This window comes from Pseudoalteromonas shioyasakiensis (assembly GCF_024518675.1).
In the GTDB taxonomy this organism is placed as follows: domain Bacteria; phylum Pseudomonadota; class Gammaproteobacteria; order Enterobacterales; family Alteromonadaceae; genus Pseudoalteromonas; species Pseudoalteromonas shioyasakiensis_B.
This window is the reverse complement of the sequence record NZ_JANIGL010000002.1, coordinates 517,499-538,281: the sequence shown is the minus strand read 5'-3', so window position 1 is coordinate 538,281 and position 20,783 is coordinate 517,499. Positions and strand designations below refer to the sequence as shown.

Below are 20,783 nucleotides of genomic sequence, written 5' to 3'. Positions count from 1 at the left end.
TTTGTTTAGTGTAGCTACCTTAGGAAGTTTGATTTACACTTTTATGAAATAGATATCTCTGTCACTTTAGAGATATCTTTATTTTATAATTGCATGTATTACAAAGTTATTTTTTTATCTTGGCTGTTTAGACGGTATTTGTAGCGTGCAGTTTTTATATCTCGCTCGCTTATAAATAGGTAGTTTTCTGCCAATTTACCAATCGCTTTTTGCAGCTCTGCTTTAATTTTATTACGGTTCTGGTCTAGAGTTTTACCTTTTAAGCCTTCTTCTTGTAAGTCTCTAATCGCTTTTTGGTGACCTTTGTATTCAATCATTAATTGCGCTAATTGTTCACCGTTTTGCGTATCAGGTTTATTTGTTGGTGGGTTTATATAGGGGGGAAGTTGATTAACTTCACGTTGCGCATACCAATAATAATAAAATAAAGGCGTTTTCGCTAAGCGAATAGCTAAACCATGAATGTACACTTGCTGATTGGCTAGATCGAAGCTGATTGAATCGCTCGTTGTTGCAACATTTATTGCAGCCTCAATATCTAGTTTATTATTGATAGCGGCTATCAGCCATTGTAACTGCGTTGCACAAAGCTGTTTAACTACTTCGTTTTCACAAAGGGTGTCTATTTCGTTAGCACTTAACTCGGTTTGGTTATTTAGTAGTTCATATAAAGGTGAGTATTCGGGCTCAGTTGCAGGATTGGCTGATATTGCTTTTTTTTCTGCAAAAAAACGCTGAGCCTTGTAAATAACTGTATTTAAAAGGTTCTCTAGTAAAACAGTGATAAGTGTGAGTATTAAAGTTAACACCATAAGATTGAACAATTTAAATCTAGGCTTAGTGCTCAATGTTAATGCAATTGCATACTCGCCAAATACCCAGCTTAAATCAGCTTGGTCGTTATCTGCAGTGCCATGTTTTGCTAGTGCAAGCTCTGTTACTTCAAGTTTATCAAGTAAAGCTAAGGGAGAAGAGGAAACAACATCCACTAGTTTTAGCTTTGCGAGTAAGTGGCTACTCATTCTAGACAACTCTGTTCTGTCGTCTACTGAGTTTTTTAGCGATGCAACCGTGAGTGCAGGGAGCGTTTTCTCTAATGTTGTTGTTAACGATTTAGATGCGCTATACCAAGCGTGCAGACTTAAGCAACAGCCGATCAGAATATAGAGTAAGGTATATCTTATCTTCATTGTGGTGTTGACTCAGGTTGTCGAACCGTCGGCTGTATAATTTCACTAAACAGCTGCTTTTGATATTTTGTTATCGATTTTTTAATCTTAGGTAATACAGCTTGTTCAGTGTTTTTACTAACTAGCCAGCCAACTTGGGAATACGGCTCAGTCAGTAAATGTTTTTTATTTTTTGGCCAGTTTATTAAATCTACGTGATGATCAGGACTGGGAATTAAATCTAGTTTTTCCTTTAGAAAATCATCAATCAGCGCTTCTCGATTTGGGTATAAATGTATTTGTTGTGCGGGCAAGTTAATACCCGCTTGGCTCATTTCACTCAGCGGAGATAAATAGCCCGTGGCACTCTTTTTATCGGCTAATAAGCCGACATGTTTGTGAGCAAAAAACTCAGGTGTTATGGCAATATTATCTTGGTGAGAAAACCAATAGAGTTGGTAGTTAGGTAAATCGAGAGCATGTTGATAGAAGTCTTGCCAATTTGGCAATAAGCCTGTTAATGCGTGCTCCCTATAGAGCATAACATTAAATGTCTGCTTCATTATCAATTCACTGCTAAAGGTGTCGCGCGGTTGCCATGAAATCATAACTTTATTATAAACACTGCCTTTAAGGGTGTTGCGACAGAGCTCATCAGCAAGAGAAAAGACATGCCAATTAGAAGGGATATAAAGATTAAAGTCCAGCTCTCCTTGCGAAGCTGCGACCTTGCATTCATAGGTGTTTAGCTGCCCAAGCTCAAGATTTTCGACTTGTTGTGATGAAATCAGCCACACTATAAAGGATAAAATAATACCGATAAGCAAGAATTTAGCGCTGTGTAGTAAGAGTCGGTATTGCATAGTGTCTGTAACAGGATGAAATTGGTAACAAATTTATATCATTAACATGTCATTTTCATGACAATCATGAGCGCCACTAACCCTGCTGCAGTTCAGTAAAGCTTATACAGGCTATTATTTTTTAGTGTGTTTATATTGTTGATGATGACAGCTGTATTTTACGTTTTGTAAAGTTGAAATGTGATTTAAATAAGCCTGTTTGTCGTTTATAAATATCTATAAAATGCCAGTTGAATTACTTAACTATATGAAATTTAGTTATATTTGTTTTGGGGATATCTCTATTACAGATTCGTAAATTACTGTAACTCAGTTGCAATAATTGTTGCCCATCATGTCCGTCATCAAAAACATGGTGCAAACATAATTATCAACTGGAGTACATTTTTAATGACTAAGTTTAGCAGAACTCAATTGGCTACCTGCGTGCTTGTAGCACTTGCCTCAACTGCCGTTCAAGCCCAACAAGATACTGCAGGGTTTGATGAAATTGAAGAAGTAGTTGCGATTGCTTCACCTATAAAAGATAGCCAAAAAGCAGCGATAGCAGCTAAACAAGCAGCGTCTAATTTTGCTGATATAGTAGCCGCTGACACGATAGGCCGTTTCCCTGATCAAAATTTAGCTGATTCATTAGGACGTATTCCTGGCTTAGCAATTGAGCGTGACCAAGGGCAAGCACGGTATATTAACTTCCGTGGCGCACCATTTCGTTATACAACTATCGCGATAGACGGCATCACCATCCCAGGTGCTGAAAACGGCCGTATACCTCGTTTTGATAGTTTCCCTTCGGTTATTACCAGTCGTATTGAGGCGAACAAAGCGATTATGCCTAATATGCCAGGTGAATCTATTGCTGGTTTTATTAATATTGAAACGTTTAACCCATTTGATGTTGATGGCTTTTCTTTATCTACAGACATTGGTTTAGGTAATCAAGAGTTAGGGGACGGAGATATTACTAAATTCTCAGTTCGCACATCGTGGTCAGGTGAAAATTATGGTGTGAGTTTATTCGCATCACAAAATAGCCGTGAGCAAATAACTGATAACCGTGAGTTTGATTTAGCACAACAAGATGGCGAGCTATTAGTTAATGAGATTGATATTCGTAACTATAAGGTAAAACGTGAAGATGAAGCGTATGGTGGCCGTTTTGAGTATCGCCCTTCAAACTCGATGGATCGCTTTTTCTTCAGTACGCTATACAGCAAGTTCCAAGATCACGAAGAACGTAATCAATTTGTATTTGATTTTGCCGGTGGTGCCGAGGCGATGGGCTCAAGCGTACAACCTGGTGAAACAGGTAGTGGCTTGGCGATTATGACCCGTGCTCTTGAGTACGGCTTATATGAAAACTCAACGTGGACAAATACGTTAGGTGCGGATTTACAGTTAGATGATTGGCTAGTCGAAGGCCGTGTTAACTACACCAAAACAGAAAATGAAATGTTATTACCATTACCATATAGTTTAGGTGGGACCACATTTGCAGATTATGATTTAACTAATATTGAAGACCCACTTGTTAACTTAACACAAGGCGGCTCAATCAATGATATTGAATACCCAGTAAACATGCTCATTATGTATGGTAGTTCACTCGCCATTGATAGTGTGCAATTTAAACTCGATGCAGAAACAGACTTCACACTATCAGGCCTAAGTAACACACTAAGAATAGGCGCAGGCTACGACCAACGTGAAGCCGAAGGTTTCGGCACCAGTGGTGGAACAGGCTCACTGTATGACCTAAATCCAAGTGATTACGTAACATCACAGCCTTGGGATACCGATTTTACCAATAGCATAGGTGGTACTTATTACGATAATCAGCAATTACGCGCTGATTTAGACGCTGCATCTGGCGGGTTAGGAGTAACACCTACTGATGATACTAAAATCAATATAAATGAGGACATTGCTGTTGCTTATGCAATGGTAACGACTCAGTTTAGCTGGGGCTCGCTTGTTTCTGGTGTGAGAGTTGAAAGCACTGATTACTCAAGTACAGGCCCTGAAGGTGAACATTCAGATAGCTTTACAGATGTACTACCTAGCTTAAATTTGAATGTTGATTTAGCTGACGACTTAATGTTTCGCGCTGCAATTTCAACAGGCCTTAGCCGCCCGACTTATAACGAGTGGCGTGCATCAGCAAACATAGACACCACTGAACAAACAATTTCAGGTGGTAACCCCTATCTTGAAGCTGAATCATCATACGGAAGTGATATATCACTTGAATGGTATGCAGGTGATGCAAGTTTAATCGCTGTTGGTGCATTTTATCGTCACATTGATAATGTTATCTACTCAGATAGCACTTTAGTTGATGCGGGCAATTATGTTCCTGAGTTTGCTGGTGAGCAGTGGCAATATACGGGCTTTGTAAATGGTGATGAAGGCCACTTCCAAGGTATTGAAGTTAACTTTATAGGCCAAGCATCTGATTTTATTTCAGAAGATTTAGAAGGCTTTGGCCTATCAGCAAATATCACCTTACTTGATAGTGAGTTCACTACAAACTCTGGTACAAGCTTTAGCCTACCGGGTACCTCAGACATGATTTTCAATACATCAGTATATTATGAGAATGAGTTGTTTTCTGCTCGCTTAAACTACCAATACCGTGATGACTGGTTATCAACCACTGAAAACGACAGTATGGGTGAATACTGGGCTGCCCAGCAGCGTTTGGATTTCTCACTAAGCTACACCCTAGCAGATCCTGTATACGGTGCTGACGTCAGTTTTTATGCAAACATCAATAACCTCACAGATGAAATTGATACTCGTTATGTAGGGACAGAAGCAACGCCTAATCAAATAGAGCGTTATGGTCGTCGTTATATGGGCGGCGTTCGTATCAACTTTTAATTTTTATCGGGGCTGTATTAAGCCCCACATAATGAGATAGTTACAATGAAAACAACATTAAAATATTTAGCACTTTGTGGTTTATTATCAACGAGTGTCGCTGCACAGAGTGGCGAATCAATTACTCAGGCACAGGCGCAATATGAAAAGCAAGCTTACCAATTAACTTGGTCGCAATCGGTAACGTCCCCGGTTGATATTTTGGTATCAGGTTCTTCATCTGTTATGGATGCTAAAGTGATCGCTGAAGATGTCAGTGCAAGTAACTTTCAGTGGCAGCCGGATAATAGTGAACAGCGGTATTACTTTTTTATTAAACCAGAAAATGGACAACCGGTTATGACGACAACGCGTTTAGTGCCGCTTGAAGGAGGTCGTAATTTTAGGGATATTGGTGGTTATCAAACCACAACAGGTAAAACAGTTAAATGGGGTAAAATCTATCGCTCAGGTGCTTTATCTAATTTAACAGCGGATGATTATACCATAATCAACGAGCTTGATATTGGTACAGTTGTTGATTTTCGAACAACGACAGAGCGTAGTTCAGAAGTCACTAAGTGGGCAGCTAAACAACCAGAAATGATCTCGCAAGATTATGAAATGGACTTTGATATGGCAGAGTTGGGTAAAGTATTAAAAGACCCTAATTTAAGTCGTGAAATGCTTGAAAGTATGATGACAAAAATGTACCCAAGTATTTTAGACGACCAAACTGAGAATTACACCGCGATGTTTGATAGTTTAGTTGAAAAAGACAGCAGCTTGTTATTTCATTGCACTGCAGGTAAAGACCGTACTGGTATTAGTGCTGCACTAGTATTAGCTGCTCTTGGGGTAGATAAACAGACTATTATTGACGATTACATGGCGACTAACCAATATCTTGATCCGCGTTCTTTACTTCCTAAAGAAGATGAGCATATGGATCCAAAATATGCTGCCATGATGAAATTTTTTGCTAGTCTACCTGAAGACATAGCTCAGCCTTTATTAGGTGTTACAGAGCCATTGATTAAGTCGGCAATTAGCGCAATGGAAGCTAAACATGGTTCAATGCTTGAGTATGTAAAACAAGAGTTTGATGTATCTGATAAAGACATTCTTACTTTACGTAGCAAGTATCTACAATAAAAATTATTTTGTTAAAGCCCTGGACACTCCACAGGGCTTTTTTAATTATATATATCTGACAGTGACTCGATTTAACCCCGCCATGAATAAAGCATAAGCAGCTATTAAAACGAGTTTAACTACGCTGTCGCCATGATCAAACATGTAGTTTGCTAAGGCCATACTTAAGCCAAAAGAAAGGCATAAAAACAGACTGAGTAAATTAATATTCTTGCATACATTCCCAATAGTAAAACTGAGTAATAACCCCGCGGAGCAAGCCAATGAGTAACTTAATATATTAAATATTAAAAATGTTGAGTTAGCTAAGCTGAGCGCTGAAGCCGTCAAAAAACATAGGCCCATAACGAGTACAGCCAGCTTTAGAACGCTGTTACTAAGGGCTATTTTTGCGCTGTGGCTACTATTATAAATGGGCAGCGTAAATAACAGCTCCCATGAGTTTTGTTTTTGTACTTTGCTCCATAAACTGAGTGTAACAATTGCGAATAAAGTCAGTGTTAACACAAAAATGACATGTTCAGTGATGTTGTGAAATAAGTTTATTGCAACACCGATAATACATAAAAGTGTAAGCAAAATAAGATACTGAGAAAGCCCTGAGCCAACAAAGTAACTAAGAGGGAATAACCCTTTATTAATAGGGCTGCCGTAATTTGATAAAAAGCCACTGGGAATAGGAGACCAACCTGATTGCAAACCATTACGATAATTTATTAATGCGTCAGGGCGCCATACATAGGCAGATGAAAAGTTATTATGTAATAACGCAATAGAAATAAAAGCAATGATGTTAACGGGGATCAGCCAAACAGGAATTTGCTCGATAAGTACACATATTAAGGTCGCAATAAAAAAGCTAAAATAGCATACTGGGGTAAATAAGTGGCTGAATGACCGATTTAAAAACCAGATACTAATGCCAACAAGATTGGCAACTGTGAGGGTTGCTAATAGATTAATATTGCCAGCAATTATGATACTCAACAGAGCAATTAAGTTACTCAATATTATGAATACCTTACCTTGGAACATCACATGTTTACGATAACCAACAACTAAACTTTGCCATTCAGTAGCTTGCATACGAATACTTTGCCAGGCTATCGCGCTGTACATACAGATAATTGAAAACATGATCGTTAACGTAATCAGCTCTTCAATACCAGTAGCTATGAGGCACAGCAAAGACGTGATAATTGCCCCGATAAAATAGCTGGCAGAACCCACATCTTTTAACCAAAAGTTGACCGCTCCTTGATACCAAGGGCGTTTACTGACTTGCATCATCCATGTAGCTCCACAAACAACTGTTCTAGAGATAGCGTATTGATTGCTAAAGCATCTGGAATAACTTCACCCGTATAACCATAAATGATGGCACTATTTTGCTGTTTGTTCAGTATCTTGTATGCACTAAGGTCTATCGTCGATGCTTTAAAGTTGATTTTTCTAACGGTGTCGCGAATGACATCTAGTTCGTCGAGTAATAATAATTCACCGTGTTTTATCAGTGCAATGTGGCTAGCGACGCGCTCTATGTCTGAGGTGATATGGGATGAAAATAAAATGCCTGAGCCCGAATCTAACGCTAAATCGAACAGATCACTCATAAATTCGCGCCGAGCAATAGGGTCTAAACTTGCTACCGGCTCATCCAAAATAAGCAACTGAGGTCTATAAGCCATGGCCATAATAAGGGCGAGGGTCTGACGCTGACCTATCGAGAGATCATTAACCGCACTGCTCCTATTTAATTCGAAGCGCGCGAGCCATTTTTCTTCTAATTGCAGATCCCAATTAGGGTAAAAACTACGGTGTAATGCTAACGCATCAGCAATTTTAAAACCTTCATAACCAAATGTTTGCTGTGCGACATAACCAATTTTTTCTTTATTGCTGGCACTTAATTGATGGCTTAATTCACCTAATACTTCTACCTCACCTTGGTCTGGCTTTATTAAACCCAGTGCACTGCGCAATAAGGTTGTTTTGCCTGCGCCATTTTTACCTAATAAACCAATCACCATGCCAGGCTCAACGCTTAGGTTTATGTTGTTTAATATTAGGCGCTGGTTGTAATGTTTAGAGACACTTTTATAGCTAAGAAGTGGTTGTGTCATTGTTATAATTCCCACCGTTTTTTTATTAGTTCGGATAATATTGCTTGGGGTACATCAAGCTGTTTTGCTTGCTGAATAAGTTGATCAATAGCTTTGAAAAGTAAGGTTTCTTGCTGATCAGTTTGCTGTACTGTTTTTTGTGCCACTTTCGTTGCTTGACCGCGACGGCGTTCAAGCCAACCTTGGTCGACTAACTGGCCTATCGCTCTTGAAACAGTCATTGGGTTAACAGCAAAATGATCGGCTATTTTTCGTACCGACGGAAGTTCATCTCCTGCCGACAATTGCCCACCCACAATCAAGCGCACAACTTGCTCGTGCAACTGTTTGTAAATTGGATCACCACTATTAGGGTTGACATTAATAAATTCTAGCATTACTCTTTCTCTACTGTATTAATACGTTAATACACCGATACACTAAGTAATAAGTTATCACATTAGGTGTTAAATGCAAATAAGGGAAAGCGCAATGATAAGTACAATCAAATATCGTAATAGGCTGATAAAATTAGCTATTTTACCTTTTTTAATCGCAAATTCAGCAATTTTACAGGGACAAGAAAATGATAATAATCCTGTAAAATTAACGCCATGTTACATGGAAGGCCTATCAGATAGATTAATGTGTGGCAGTATTGCTCAGCCTTTATCAGATAACCCTGCCGATGGTGAAATTGATATTCACTTTGCCGTTATACCAGCAATAAAACCTAGTAACCCAGATGAAGCTGTGTTGGGTTTTGCTGGTGGACCTGGTCAAGGAGCGATAGATTTAGCTAGAGTATTTGATCATAACTTACGGTTTGCCCGGGAAACACGAGATATTGTACTTGTCGATCAGCGCGGTACAGGTTATTCAAATCAGCTGCAATGTGACAGCGATGATTTAAAAACACAGTTTGCATTTAATGATGCCATCACTGATTTACAAACCATGAGTAAGCAAGACACCGAGCAATGTAAAGTGAAGCTCAACGTTGATTTAAGCCACTTTACTACCTCTGCTGCGGCAAAAGATTTTGAAGCTGTGCGTGTTGCTCTGGGCTATAAAGGCTTTCATTTATATGGAGTGTCATACGGAACACGTATAGCGCAAGAATACACCCGCCAATTTCCTGCTTCGGTTATAACGAGCACCTTAGATGGTGTGGTTCCCATGCAGCAAAGCTTAGCCGCAATCGGCGAGGCAATAGACGCATCATTGCAGGCTTTGTTTGAACGTTGTGAGAGTGATGCCGCCTGTAATGAGCAGTTTCCCTCTTTGCAAATACGTTTTAATGAGTTCCTAGCTAGACTTGAGCAGCAACCCATAGAGGCGCAAGTCAGGCACCCTCGCACTTATGAACTAATCCCTTTTACTGTTACTAAAATGAAGTTTTACAGTGCCATTCGTTTAGCGCTTTATAGTCACACAACCCGCTCAATAGTGCCTTTAGTGATTACCAAAGCGGCTCAAGGTGATTTTTCCCCATTGGCAGGCTTAATGGCAAACGCTGACTTAACTCAATCGCTGGCAATGGGCATGCATAATGCCATTGTGTGCTCAGAAGATTGGCCCCAATTGACGCCTCAACTGCGCACTAAATACAGTGATACATACATGGGTAAAATCATGATTGAAGGCCTTGATATTGTCTGCCCAATTTTAGCAGTAAAACCCGCTGAAAAAGCATTTTATAAACCATTACAAAGTGATTCACCAACCTTATTGTTATCCGGCGCACGCGACCCGGCAACACCACCAAGCTGGGCAGAACTTGCAATGGTAAATATGACCGATGCAACACATCTTGTTGCTCCAACCGCCACTCATGGCATTGGTTCACAAACGTGTGCACCAAAGATTGTCGCCCAGTTTATTGAGCAAAAAACCATGCAAGGTATTAACACCGATTGCATTAATGAAGCAAATGATAAGCAATTTTTTATGAATATTAATGGGGTTGCAAACACTCATTCAACAGCAACAGCAACAGCAACAGCGAACAAGGAGTAAGTCATGATTAATGTATCTAATTTGAGCAAAAAGATTGGTGATGTTAACGCATTAAACGGATTAAGTTTTAGTGCAGAGAATGGCAAAATTACTGGCTTGCTAGGCCCTAATGGTGCCGGTAAAACCACCTGTTTACGCACTGTTTTTGGCTTATTAAAAGCAGACAGCGGGTTTGCTGAAATTGACGGTATTGATGTTGCAAAACAGCCCATGCAAGCAAAACAGAACTTGGGATTATTTCCTGATCCATGTGGTTTATATGAGCGACTTACGCCGCGGGAATATATCAGCTTTTTTGCTCAGCTCAGTGGCCTTAGTGCTTCGCAAGCAAAGGAAGCGACTACGCAAGTAATTGATAAATTAAGTATGAATGATATTGCCGATCGCCGTTGCCAAGGTTTTTCGCAAGGCCAACGAATGAAAACGGCATTAGCACAAGCCGTTGTTCATAATCCAACAAACGTTATTTTGGATGAGCCAACGCGTGGTCTCGATGTAATGAGTACACGTATTTTAAGAGAGCTGCTATTGCTACTTAAAGCACAAGGGCATTGCGTTTTATTTTCATCCCATGTGATGCAAGAAGTCGCGGCTTTGTGCGACCACGTTGTCATTATGGCAAATGGGCAGGTGATTGCTCAAGGGTCTATAGCGCAGCTGTGTGAGCAAGCAGGTAAAGACACATTAGAAGAAGCATTTATTGCGTTAATCGGTAGCGATGAGGGGATTGCAGCATGATCAATATATTAAAAGTACTGTTTAAAAAAGAAGTCATGGATGCAAGTCGTGATAAACGCTCTGTTATGGCTGGACTGTATTACGCAATTGGTGCGCCGATTGGTATATGTCTGCTGATGAGTGTACTACTGCAGCAATTCGCTTCTCCTGATGCGCTTAAAATTACCATTGAAAACCCCAGTAATGCACCGGGTTTAGTTGCTCATTTAGCCAGTAGTGATATTAAAATAGCGGATGATAAAAATGATCCTCTACTTAAACCGATTACGCTGTCTATTAGTGATGATTATAAGCAAAATTTGAGTGAAGGTCGCCCAGCGACAGTGACACTTATTGCGGATAAGTCAGATGATAAACTGGCTAAGCATATTAATCGCGTTGAAAAAGCGATGGCTGTTTATAGCTCAGAGATTGCCAGTTTACGTTTGGTATCTCGCGGTATAGACCCAAATCTAATGCGTGCACTCGCGATTGAAGTTAATGATCAAGCAACGCCAGATTCTAAAGGCGGGATGATCTTAGGGTTGGCAACATTCACTATTATTCTAACGTTATTTTATGCGGCAATGAGCTTAGCCATTGATACCAGTGCGGGCGAGCGAGAGCGTAATTCTTTGAGTTTATTACTAAGCCATCCTTTAAGTAGTTTGCATATAGTACTAGCTAAAGTGGGCGCAATTACGGCGTTTTCAATGTTAGGTTTGGTTATTATTTTGATTGTATCTAAAGTGGTTTATCCTATGGTTGCGTGGGAGCAATTAGGGTTTAGCATAACGATTACGCCAGAGTTTATGCTGTTTTGTATTGCGATATGTTTCCCAATTGCTTTGATGTCGTCAAGCTTGCAAGTGTTTGTCTCTTTTATGGCAAAATCTTTTAAAGAAGCGCAATCTTACGTCACCATGGTGTTATTTATTCCAATGGCATTAAGTATGATCACAACTTATGACATTGCGACAGATGTTGTGCAATGGCTGCCTATAGCCGCGCAGCAATTTGCATTAATGGAATTTATAAAAGGTAATCCTATTCCTGTTCCGCAGTTACTGCTATCAACACTCATTACACTGGTATTATGTGCACTGTTTAGTTTTTTAAGTGCAAGAATGCTGAAAAGTGAAAAGGTGGTATTTGGTTTATAAAAAGTAGTGATTAAAAAAGCGGCCAGTTGGCCGCTTTTTAGTATGTCGTTTTTAATCGCTTTACTTAGAAGTAAGCGGTCACACCAAACCAGAAGTTACGACCTTTATCTTTAACGTTGTAGTCATCAGTAAAGCTCACTTCACTCACTGCACCACGACCAGAAGCATACTCGTATTGACCGTCACCATTTAAGTCGGTGTAGCTGGTGCTATACGAGGTAAAGTCTTCGTCTAATAAATTATTGATACGGGCATTAATTTGTACATATTCATTAACGTAGAACTGTGCACCTAGGTTAAATAGGTTGTAGTTCTTATAGTAAAGCGCTTGGTCGTGCACGTTATCCCAACCACGGTAACGATCTGAACGATAGACACCTTGGAGGTATATTTCCATGAAGTCAGTGGCTTCCCAGTTCAGGGTTATGTTGGCCATGTGCTCAGCGCTGTTTGTTAGTGGTTGTCCTTCTTCTGGACCACTTTGTTGCTCGCTATCAGTCCACGTGTAGTTACCATTTAATGAAACTGTCTCAGTGATTGTATATTGACCCGCAATTTCAATACCTTGTAAATCAACTTCATCAATATTGATTTTTTGACTATAGCTTTGATAACCAAGTTGATCATATTGGCCTAAATTAACACAAGGGCGAACATCGTTGGTTTGCTCGCAGCTGAAAATCGTATCACCACGGGCAATTTTATCTTCAAACTTGGTGTTGTAATAGGTGATGTTAAAGTTATGCGCACCTTCTAATGAATTCCAATATAAAGCTATTTCTGAGTTCACACTGGTTTCTGGCTCAAGTTCAGGGTTACCTGCAAATGGGCTGGTACCTTGACCGCCAAAGCCTGTGATGCCATCGTATAAATCAGTTGTTTGTGGCGTTTTATAACCCGTGCTGATGCCACCTTTAACAGTCCAGCTGTTATTTACGTTATACACACCGTATAAGCGTGGTGACACTTGGCTACCAAACACGTCGTGATCATCAAAACGAGCACCGGCTGTAAGTGTAAAGTTGTCAGTCATCATCCAGTTATCTTCAGCAAAAATAGAGTACATGTTTTGTTCTTGTACTTTACCGGCTTCATTGCTTTCTAAGCCAAACACGCCATCTTTTAACTCGCCATCAATTAATTGACCACCCAACACAAAGTTGTGATCGCCTAATGCGCCAGTAATAGGTATATCAAAGCGAAGGTCATAAGTATATTGGCTGCTTTCAAGTGGGCGTACAGGGCGTGGTAAGAATGTTTCTTCAGCAAGGTCTTTACGCGCTTGCTCATCCATATTGGCATATTCGCCAGTACCATCATACATTTCTTGTAACTGCAGGCGCTCTGCTACACTTAGCGGTAAGGTTCGGCCATTATTTTGTGTATCCACATAAGACACGGACGCTTTCATTGTTGCCCAGCTAAGATCGCCATCGTAGCTAAGTGACCACCATTGACGGTCAAATTTTTGGTCTGCAGCATAACCGGCTCGTGGGTTTACTTTGCCGCCACGGCTTGCCCAGATAGACTCAATATTATCCTTTGTGCCTAGTGGGTATGTGATAGTCCCAGATGCGATATTATAACTAGGTGTATTGTCATACACTTGGCTAGAATTATCGTAATCAAAACTTAAGTGATGATTTTCAAAAGGCGAATAGTTGATAGTAAAACCAAATTGTTCATTGGTGTTATCAACAGTACGGCCACCGCTACCAAAACCAAGTGAACGTAGATGTACATCACCATTAGGATCTGTTGCAGGCTCAAAAGTGGGTGATGAAGCTTGTTGTTCATAAATACTGCCTCGTACACCTAGACTTAATACATTTTCAATTAGTGGGCCTGATACATTGAAATCGGTTGTAATATCGTCACCGAAGCTATCGTCTTGCTGCAATGAGCGACTAAATGAAACAGCACCACTCCAACCAGCCATGTGCTTTTTGGTGATGATATTGATAACGCCACCGAGTGCATCTGCGCCATAAAGGGTCGATGCCGGGCCACGTATCACTTCGACACGTTCAATAGCATCAACAGGAGGGACGTGATTAAAGGCGTTGCCGCCAAAGTTATTAGGGTAAATATCACCATGGTTATTTTGACGTTTGCCATCAATGAGCAATAAAGTGTATTCGCCAGTTAGGCCACGCATGCTAACACTGCCTTGACCGGTTTTATCGCGAGTTGTACCTACATCAATACCTTCTAGGTATTGCACAGCATCTAATACGGATGTGAAAGCATGAGACTTAATGTCTTCATTAGTAATGATAGAGATACTCGCAGGTGCTTCAGTGACTTTTTGTTCAAAGCCCGTAGCGGTTACAACCATACGTTCCATGTTTTTTTCGGGGATTTTTTCATCAGCTACAGCAGAAAAGTTAGCGGCCACAGCAACAGCGATTATGCTTGGCTTTAATAGGTTTGACATTGATTTCATTCCTTTATTAATTGCAATAATTAGGTACAACGGCGCACATAATACACGAAAAAGGAACTCAATCAATAATTGTTTGCATTTGCATTGGGTTGAATGCTGGTTTATAAGCGTATTATAAAATACAAAAGTCAGGAAAAGGCAGGCAAGGAAAGTGATAAAGCGGCCATTGTGGCCGCTTTAAAGTTTTTACAGTGATGATATTGCTTGATCGCCGTCAAATAATTCGAAAATAGCTTTCTTCGAGGAAGGCTTAGAGGCAATATGCGCCAGTGAATTTGCAACATTTTCTCGGCTAATTTTTGCGTCACTTCTGTCGCTGGGGCGCTCAGTGCTTATCTTCATGGATGCACTTTCGTCAGTAAGCGCGCCAGGTCTTACTATCGTGTAATTTAAGCCGCTTTGCTTTAAATGCTCATCAGCCCTATGCTTTGCAACTAAATAGGGTTTTAACTCACTTTCAATAGCATCTGGATCATCTGCTCCAATCGAACTAACCATAATAAAGTTTTTTATATCATGGTCTTTTGCATAGTTTGCCGCTTTAGTAGCGGCCCATAAATCGATTAAAATCGTTTTATCAGCGCCAGTATTTCCACCAGAGCCAGCTGCAAATATAACTTGATCGCAGCCTGTAAAGGCTTGGCTAAAATCACCTTCAAGATCTTGTTCAACAATAGTAAGAAAAGAGTCACTTAAATCACTTAACTTACTTTTATCTCGAACAAGCGCAACTACCTGCTGTTGTTGAGATTGTAATAACTTAGCGGTCATTTTTCCTATTTGACCACTGGCGCCGATTATTAAAGTTTTGCTCATAATTAACTCCTTCTGATTAAATTTATCACCTACAAGAGACCTTGGGGGTTAAATTGCTTTTTAAAGTCTTTAATGTAAATTAATTACGCTTTTATCTTTTTTGATAAAGAGTTCACGACCCAATAATACCGCGGAGATAAAACCGGCCAGCAACATGTATGAGATAAAGGTAGTGCTAGTCTCACTATTTAAAAACTCGAGAAATGACGTTAAAAACTGTCCAGAAAAAACAGCCATAGTAAAATAAGATAAATTACGACCTCTGACTGAAGCTGGGCTTTTTTGTACTGTTAGGAAATTGAGTAACGGAATACTGAAGCCAAAGCCAATACCCATTAAAATAGCGCCTGCGACTAAAAGCGGTAACCCCGTTGCGTAGCTAAAAGCAAAATATGCAAGGGCATAACTAATAAACGCCAGAGCAAGTAATTTGATTTCGCCGATCCGCTGCTCAATTTTAGGTATTGAATGGGCAGTGATGACTGCTATTAAAGATATAAAGGCTAACACATACCCGATTACTTTTTCATTGTACCCTTGGACAGCCATACTTTTTGGTAACAAAATAAATGCAGAGAAGAATGTAACCATTGCGAGTAAAGTAACTAGGTACACGCCAAATAATGATAAACCGTTGCGAGATACTTGAGCCGGTGTATCTATCTCAATAGACTCAGTTGACTTTGGCGGTTGTCTTGGAACCCACAATAGCAACATAGCTAAAAACACCCATGCGAACAAATAAAGGGTTAGCGGTAACCCCCAGTATGATGCTGCAAATTGACCACCAAGAAACAAAAATAATACGCCGCCAAGCTCAATAGCCATCCCTTGTTTAGCAATCATCGCCAAGCGTTGTTTTTCTTGATACCACTGTGAAATTAATACCGTGCCACTGGCCATAACAACGGCTGTGGTGGCACCAAGGAAAATTCGGTTTATAAAGACCAGTTCTGGTCCATAAAGCCAAAATACAGCAGCACCGACGCCACCATATAAAATTAAGCCAATGACTAAACTTGGGTATGCGCCATACTTATCAATCAACTTACCGGCAAAGGGCGCAAATAATATGGCTCCTAGTGAGGGGAGGGTTATCAACCATGATGAATGCTCAGCTACGCCTAGAGCATGGGCAATATTTAATAAGCCAGGGGCAACGACCGAGCCGACCATAATCGTTAAGCTGGCGATACAAAGTAGGCTGAATCCGCCAAGGCTAGAAAGTTTATTCATTATAACTCCTGTTGTTTAGGTGCAAAGTAATTAAACGTTAAGGCAAGTAATACAAAGCCAATACTTAAGCAGGCAACACCTGGCCATGCATAATATTGATATGCTTTAACACCAGCCAGTGAGCCGAGTGCACCACCTAGGTAGTAGCCGAGCATATAGACTCCGTTTATCCGGCTTTGCGCGTTTGGGTCTATTGAAAAAACTCGTACTTGATTGGCTACTTGTGCACTAAATACACCAAAATCAATTAAGATAATTCCTATGATCAGCGCGGTTAGACTATTTGCATACACCCCAGTTATTATGAAACCAATTGCAATGATAAATAATGCAATTTTTACCAATGATTTAGAGCCTAATTTGTTCACCCATTTACCGGATGATTTTGCGCCCATGACGCCAGCTAAAGCAATAACACCGAATAACCCCGCTTGTTGCGCATTATAATTAAATGGCGCATGACTAACATGAATTGCAAGCGTTGCCCAAAGTGCGTTAAAAGCAGCAAACCAACTGGCGCCTGCAAAGGTAAATATTTGTAATGACCTGTGTTTTTTAAAAAGGACGAATGTGCTTTTAAGCAGCTGGGTGTATTTTAAGTTTGTATGAGCTGTATTGTGAGGCAGTGCTTTATAAAGCAATAAGCCAAATATGGTAGCTAATAAGGCAGACATCACAAATACAGCGCGCCAGCCGAAGTATTCAGCAACTGAGCCGCTAAGGGTTCTTGATAATAAAATACCCACAGTAAGGCCCATCATTAGGGTGCCTAGCGTTGCCCCTTTTTCTTTTGGTGTAACTAAAGATGCTGCAAATGGGATAAGCTGCTGGGTAATATTAGCGCTTAAACCTATAAAGAACACGCCTATGAGTAAGACTGTTAAGTTTGGTGCTGTCACAGCGAGTAAAGAAGATAAAACAAGTAAAATAGAGAGTATAGCAATAAGGCGTTTTCTCGGGACTGAGTCACCTAATGGCGATATAAATAATAACGCCGCGGCATAGCCAAATTGAGTTAATGCGATAACACTGCCGGTCTTTGTATTTGTTAAACCAAACTCTTGCGCTATTAATGGCAATATGGGTTGGCTGTAATATAAGTTAGCTGCTGTGGCCGCAATAGCGGCGGTCATCAAAAATAACAATAGTTTGCTGATAGTGGGCGTCGTATTCATCTTGCTCTTATCTTTAGTAAGTGTAGTACTAGGATAAAATGTATTAGCCTATAATAAAAATGATGTTATTTTATAGAATCTATAACAAATTCGTATGGGTGATGTGTGGATCTAAAAATACTAAGAAGTTTTGTCAGTGTGGCAACTCATAAGAGTTTCTCTGCAGCTGCCCGTGAACTACATACAGTTCAGCCTGCAATTAGTCGCCATATTGGAATGCTTGAGGCTGATTTACACGTTACATTGTTTGTTCGTAACTCTAGGGAAGTAAATATAACAAGTGCTGGGGAACAGTTATTAAAAGATGCAAAACATATTTTGGCATTAACTGAGCAAGCTAAAAGCCAAGTAAAACAAGCGCAAAATGGACAAGTTGGCACGTTAAGAATCGGCTATTTAAGCTCGGCATGCTTAAGTTTTATGGCAAGTTTAGTTAGAGAATACAAGCATCAGTACCCAAATGTGCATGTGAGTTTATTTGAGATGACCGCTTCAGATCAAGTTTCAGCATTTAAAGATGATTTAATTGATATTGGTTTTTCTAGGCCGTTACCTCAAGAAGTCGTTGAGGGGTTTACAAGTCATGAAATTTATACTGATCGGCTGGTGGCTGTGGTGCCTAAGTATCATCCTCTTTGGCAAAATGAAGAAGCCCACCTACAGCAATTAAGCAATGATAAGTTCATTTTATTTAATAGAGAAGAAGCAGTTGGCTTATTCGATGATGTAATTAGTTTGTGTAAAAGAGCTGAGTTTTCGCCAAACATTGTCAGTCAACCAAGGCACATGCAAACCTTATTAACAGAAGTTTCTGCAGGGCTTGGTATCGCAATAGCCCCATATTGTATTCGCAAGTTATTTCATGAAGGGTGCTATTTTTTACAGTTATCAGGTATAGAAAAAGCCATTCCAACTCAGTTACAGTTTAAAAATACACAGCTAAGTGCAACGGTTGCTGCTTTTGTCGAAATCGTTTTATCGAATAAGCAATCGATTAAGGCAAGTATGGAATAAAAACAGTAAAACTGAATTTTCTTAGTGCTTTTAATCAGCACGAGCCTATACTTTTGTTAAAGCAAATAACAGAGGTATGCTTATGTTAGAGAATGAATATACCCTTAGCCGTGAATGCTTTGCAGATCACTCGTTATATAAGCGAGTAAGTTTACCGCCGCAATTTATTATTGAATTAACATATGCTCATAAACGAATAGATATACTTCAGGTGGTTGCCCGGTGGTTGCCGCATATGTTTAACTGGGACAGAGCCAGTATCGCTTTTGGACTACAGTCAGGGTACTTAAGCTTAGTATCGGTGATAGGGAATAAAGCAATTCCTGCAAAAATTCCTTTACCCGTGGACTTCACTTTAGTCGGCAGGGTTTTTAAATCTCAAACCTTAATTGCTTGCCACCAACTTAGTTTAAGTGAAGAGCATGATTGTAGAATGTTAGTTGAAGGGGGGATTGTAACCTGTATGGATGCACCTATCCTCTATAACGAACATTGCTTTGGTACTATCAATGTTGGTCGTAGTGCAGGGCAGTTCACTCAAGAAGAAGCGGTACAGCTATTTTGCATTGCAAGCATGTTAGGCTTAGCATTTAGTTCATTGAAAGATAGTTGAGCTGCTGAATAACCTGACTTTCTATGGTTTTCAGCTATGCTTAAACGTACATTTTATTGTGGAGAGTGACATGGCTGTTTCAGCAATACCAAAAGGTTATCATGCGATTACACCTTACTTAATTATCGATGGGGCTGCTAAAGCAATCGATTTTTATTGTAAAGCATTAGGGGCAGAGTTGATTATGCAGATGCCTTTACCTGATGGCGGTGTTGCCCACGCCGAGATTAAAATTGGCGACTCTCATATTATGCTGTCAGATATGTGCCCTGAAGCACACTTTAAAAGCCCTCATGAGTTAGGTGGCACACCGGTAAGCTTAATGTTGTATGTTGAAGACGTTGATGCAGTATTCAGTAATGCTATATCTTTAGGTGCAACAGAAGTACGCCCGATACATGATCAGTTTTACGGTGATAGGGCGGGTACTTTACAAGACCCATTTGGTCATGTTTGGACTATTGGCACACATAAAGAAGACTTGACCGATGCAGAAATCAATCAACGAATGGCTGACTTGATGAGTAAAGAGCAAGATGCCTAGCCATTGTTGTATGTTAAGTTATATGAGGTAACTTTTTAAGGTTTGCTATTTAGCTTTTTTGACTTCTTGGTGCACCAAGTAAGATAGCTAGATGGCAAACACATACAGAGATAAAAGCACTTAATCCTAATGCCCCGCCATAGCTTTGTACTAAAGGTACAAAATAATAATAAAGTATAGAAAATATTATACTGGCTGAAAATAGAGTATAGAGCCCAAAACGTTTTGGCGCGCTCATGCCAATGAAAGTGCCACCAAAAAACAAGGTCGTGTACAGCTCTGAATTAAACCCTGCGATAGCAAAGGTAATATATGCACTAATCGATAAAATAGCCGATGCCCTTATGGCGCCAACTTTATCATGTTTGGCTAAAAAGTAGGTTAAAAATGCCCCCAGCAGAGAGATTAGTATCGTTACTAAACTCATACTATTACGCCTTTTGCTAGCATATACAGAGCAACACTGACAAAGGCAATACTACCAAGCTTACCACCAAAGCCTGTGAATACTTTTGTTGTTACTGCATATAAAATTGCACCAATTAGCGATATGCCTGCTAATTCCCAATAGCTGTTGATTAATCCGTCAGAACACATGCCAGCAAAGCTACCAGCATATATAGCAGCGTGAGGGTGTTGTCCATAGGTTTTAGGCATGGGTATAAAGCTGCCAACCAGACCAACTAAACAAGAAGCAACAACGGCTGGTATGTTAAATTGCGTATGCAAAATAAAGCACGCAGCACAGCCGCTAAAAAAAGCGATATATTTTAAAACAAAGAATTTACTCATGTGGGGTAGAGTAAATGACAGCGTGCAAATTAGCTATAGCATGGTCTTTTTTAATAGAGTTTAAATGGGCCAGTAGCAACATATTAAATGTTTGTGG

19 protein-coding genes are annotated in these 20,783 nt (G+C 39.9%); 8 read left to right on the top strand and 11 right to left on the bottom strand.

Annotated features, from left to right (window positions below):
- Positions 1-98 precede the first annotated feature (98 nt).
- Positions 99-1,190 (bottom strand): hypothetical protein, encoded by a 1,092-nt coding sequence (locus NQT69_RS08355; RefSeq protein WP_256827187.1) that lies wholly within the window; start codon positions 1,188-1,190, stop codon positions 99-101.
- Entirely contained in the window at positions 1,187-2,032 is an 846-nt protein-coding gene (locus tag NQT69_RS08350; protein ID WP_256827186.1) for a hypothetical protein, read from the bottom strand. Before NQT69_RS08350 ends, NQT69_RS08355 begins: the two co-directional genes overlap by 4 nt.
- A gap of 390 nt (positions 2,033-2,422) precedes the next feature.
- Between NQT69_RS08350 and NQT69_RS08345 the strand changes: the two genes are divergently transcribed.
- Both NQT69_RS08345 and NQT69_RS08340 read left to right on the top strand, forming a co-directional pair.
- Positions 2,423-4,915 (top strand): TonB-dependent receptor, encoded by a 2,493-nt coding sequence (locus NQT69_RS08345; RefSeq protein ID WP_256827185.1) that lies wholly within the window; start codon positions 2,423-2,425, stop codon positions 4,913-4,915.
- Between the two features lie 45 nt (positions 4,916-4,960).
- Positions 4,961-6,049, top strand: a complete 1,089-nt coding sequence (locus NQT69_RS08340) for a tyrosine-protein phosphatase (protein ID WP_256827184.1) — start codon at positions 4,961-4,963, stop codon at positions 6,047-6,049.
- 45 nt (positions 6,050-6,094) lie between these two features.
- Here NQT69_RS08340 and NQT69_RS08335 read toward each other — a convergent pair whose 3' ends face one another.
- The 3 genes from NQT69_RS08335 to NQT69_RS08325 are packed head-to-tail and all read right to left on the bottom strand — an operon-like array spanning position 6,095 to position 8,549.
- Positions 6,095-7,339, bottom strand: a complete 1,245-nt coding sequence (locus NQT69_RS08335) for a hypothetical protein (protein WP_256827183.1) — start codon at positions 7,337-7,339, stop codon at positions 6,095-6,097.
- On the bottom strand, positions 7,336-8,172 hold the full coding sequence (locus NQT69_RS08330; RefSeq protein ID WP_256827182.1) for an ABC transporter ATP-binding protein: 837 nt from the start codon (positions 8,170-8,172) through the stop codon (positions 7,336-7,338). Before NQT69_RS08330 ends, NQT69_RS08335 begins: the two co-directional genes overlap by 4 nt.
- A gap of 2 nt (positions 8,173-8,174) precedes the next feature.
- Entirely contained in the window at positions 8,175-8,549 is a 375-nt protein-coding gene (locus NQT69_RS08325) for a GntR family transcriptional regulator (RefSeq protein WP_256827181.1), read from the bottom strand.
- A gap of 94 nt (positions 8,550-8,643) precedes the next feature.
- On the opposite strand from NQT69_RS08325, the gene NQT69_RS08320 reads away from it, so the two are divergent.
- From NQT69_RS08320 to NQT69_RS08310, 3 genes are read left to right on the top strand one after another with little or no spacing between them, the layout of a single operon-like run.
- On the top strand, positions 8,644-10,170 hold the full coding sequence (locus NQT69_RS08320) for an alpha/beta fold hydrolase (protein ID WP_256827180.1): 1,527 nt from the start codon (positions 8,644-8,646) through the stop codon (positions 10,168-10,170).
- A 3-nt stretch (positions 10,171-10,173) separates the two neighbouring features.
- Positions 10,174-10,908 (top strand): ABC transporter ATP-binding protein, encoded by a 735-nt coding sequence (locus NQT69_RS08315; protein WP_256827179.1) that lies wholly within the window; start codon positions 10,174-10,176, stop codon positions 10,906-10,908.
- Complete coding sequence (locus tag NQT69_RS08310) at positions 10,905-12,050, top strand: ABC transporter permease (protein WP_256827178.1); 1,146 nt, start codon at positions 10,905-10,907, stop codon at positions 12,048-12,050. The genes NQT69_RS08315 and NQT69_RS08310 overlap by 4 nt, the downstream gene beginning before the upstream one ends.
- Before the next feature lie 64 nt (positions 12,051-12,114).
- Here the strand turns inward: NQT69_RS08310 and NQT69_RS08305 are convergent, their stop codons facing one another.
- From NQT69_RS08305 to NQT69_RS08290, 4 genes are all read right to left on the bottom strand, one after another.
- Positions 12,115-14,487, bottom strand: a complete 2,373-nt coding sequence (locus tag NQT69_RS08305; protein ID WP_256827177.1) for a TonB-dependent receptor domain-containing protein — start codon at positions 14,485-14,487, stop codon at positions 12,115-12,117.
- Positions 14,488-14,682: 195 nt separating this feature from the next.
- Positions 14,683-15,312, bottom strand: coding sequence for an SDR family oxidoreductase (locus NQT69_RS08300; protein WP_256827176.1), 630 nt, complete (start codon positions 15,310-15,312; stop codon positions 14,683-14,685).
- A 69-nt stretch (positions 15,313-15,381) separates the two neighbouring features.
- Positions 15,382-16,548, bottom strand: a complete 1,167-nt coding sequence (locus NQT69_RS08295) for an MFS transporter (protein ID WP_256827175.1) — start codon at positions 16,546-16,548, stop codon at positions 15,382-15,384.
- Positions 16,548-17,723 (bottom strand): MFS transporter, encoded by a 1,176-nt coding sequence (locus NQT69_RS08290; protein ID WP_256827174.1) that lies wholly within the window; start codon positions 17,721-17,723, stop codon positions 16,548-16,550. Before NQT69_RS08290 ends, NQT69_RS08295 begins: the two co-directional genes overlap by 1 nt.
- Before the next feature lie 105 nt (positions 17,724-17,828).
- On the opposite strand from NQT69_RS08290, the gene NQT69_RS08285 reads away from it, so the two are divergent.
- The 3 genes from NQT69_RS08285 (at position 17,829) to NQT69_RS08275 (ending at position 19,894) form a co-directional block, all read left to right on the top strand.
- Positions 17,829-18,737, top strand: coding sequence for a LysR family transcriptional regulator (locus NQT69_RS08285; RefSeq protein ID WP_256827173.1), 909 nt, complete (start codon positions 17,829-17,831; stop codon positions 18,735-18,737).
- Between the two features lie 82 nt (positions 18,738-18,819).
- On the top strand, positions 18,820-19,350 hold the full coding sequence (locus NQT69_RS08280; RefSeq protein WP_256827172.1) for a GAF domain-containing protein: 531 nt from the start codon (positions 18,820-18,822) through the stop codon (positions 19,348-19,350).
- A 70-nt stretch (positions 19,351-19,420) separates the two neighbouring features.
- Positions 19,421-19,894: a VOC family protein gene (locus tag NQT69_RS08275; RefSeq protein ID WP_256827171.1), complete on the top strand. Its 474-nt coding sequence runs from the start codon at positions 19,421-19,423 to the stop codon at positions 19,892-19,894.
- 49 nt (positions 19,895-19,943) lie between these two features.
- Here NQT69_RS08275 and NQT69_RS08270 read toward each other — a convergent pair whose 3' ends face one another.
- Together NQT69_RS08270 and NQT69_RS08265 are read right to left on the bottom strand one after the other, a co-directional pair.
- Complete coding sequence (locus NQT69_RS08270) at positions 19,944-20,321, bottom strand: hypothetical protein (RefSeq protein ID WP_256827170.1); 378 nt, start codon at positions 20,319-20,321, stop codon at positions 19,944-19,946.
- Positions 20,318-20,686 carry a hypothetical protein gene (locus NQT69_RS08265; RefSeq protein ID WP_256827169.1) on the bottom strand — a complete coding sequence of 123 codons (369 nt, stop codon included), beginning with the start codon at positions 20,684-20,686 and terminating at the stop codon, positions 20,318-20,320. Before NQT69_RS08265 ends, NQT69_RS08270 begins: the two co-directional genes overlap by 4 nt.
- Positions 20,687-20,783: the final 97 nt, after the last annotated feature.

Coding starts and splice junctions, on each gene's coding strand:
- NQT69_RS08355 (WP_256827187.1), bottom strand. CDS start 1,190: ATGAAGATAAGATATACCTTACTCTATATTCTGATCGGCTGTTGCTTA.
- NQT69_RS08350 (WP_256827186.1), bottom strand. CDS start 2,032: ATGCAATACCGACTCTTACTACACAGCGCTAAATTCTTGCTTATCGGT.
- NQT69_RS08345 (WP_256827185.1), top strand. CDS start 2,423: ATGACTAAGTTTAGCAGAACTCAATTGGCTACCTGCGTGCTTGTAGCA.
- NQT69_RS08340 (WP_256827184.1), top strand. CDS start 4,961: ATGAAAACAACATTAAAATATTTAGCACTTTGTGGTTTATTATCAACG.
- NQT69_RS08335 (WP_256827183.1), bottom strand. CDS start 7,339: ATGATGCAAGTCAGTAAACGCCCTTGGTATCAAGGAGCGGTCAACTTT.
- NQT69_RS08330 (WP_256827182.1), bottom strand. CDS start 8,172: ATGACACAACCACTTCTTAGCTATAAAAGTGTCTCTAAACATTACAAC.
- NQT69_RS08325 (WP_256827181.1), bottom strand. CDS start 8,549: ATGCTAGAATTTATTAATGTCAACCCTAATAGTGGTGATCCAATTTAC.
- NQT69_RS08320 (WP_256827180.1), top strand. CDS start 8,644: ATGATAAGTACAATCAAATATCGTAATAGGCTGATAAAATTAGCTATT.
- NQT69_RS08315 (WP_256827179.1), top strand. CDS start 10,174: ATGATTAATGTATCTAATTTGAGCAAAAAGATTGGTGATGTTAACGCA.
- NQT69_RS08310 (WP_256827178.1), top strand. CDS start 10,905: ATGATCAATATATTAAAAGTACTGTTTAAAAAAGAAGTCATGGATGCA.
- NQT69_RS08305 (WP_256827177.1), bottom strand. CDS start 14,487: ATGTCAAACCTATTAAAGCCAAGCATAATCGCTGTTGCTGTGGCCGCT.
- NQT69_RS08300 (WP_256827176.1), bottom strand. CDS start 15,312: ATGAGCAAAACTTTAATAATCGGCGCCAGTGGTCAAATAGGAAAAATG.
- NQT69_RS08295 (WP_256827175.1), bottom strand. CDS start 16,548: ATGAATAAACTTTCTAGCCTTGGCGGATTCAGCCTACTTTGTATCGCC.
- NQT69_RS08290 (WP_256827174.1), bottom strand. CDS start 17,723: ATGAATACGACGCCCACTATCAGCAAACTATTGTTATTTTTGATGACC.
- NQT69_RS08280 (WP_256827172.1), top strand. CDS start 18,820: ATGTTAGAGAATGAATATACCCTTAGCCGTGAATGCTTTGCAGATCAC.
- NQT69_RS08275 (WP_256827171.1), top strand. CDS start 19,421: ATGGCTGTTTCAGCAATACCAAAAGGTTATCATGCGATTACACCTTAC.
- NQT69_RS08270 (WP_256827170.1), bottom strand. CDS start 20,321: ATGAGTTTAGTAACGATACTAATCTCTCTGCTGGGGGCATTTTTAACC.
- NQT69_RS08265 (WP_256827169.1), bottom strand. CDS start 20,686: ATGAGTAAATTCTTTGTTTTAAAATATATCGCTTTTTTTAGCGGCTGT.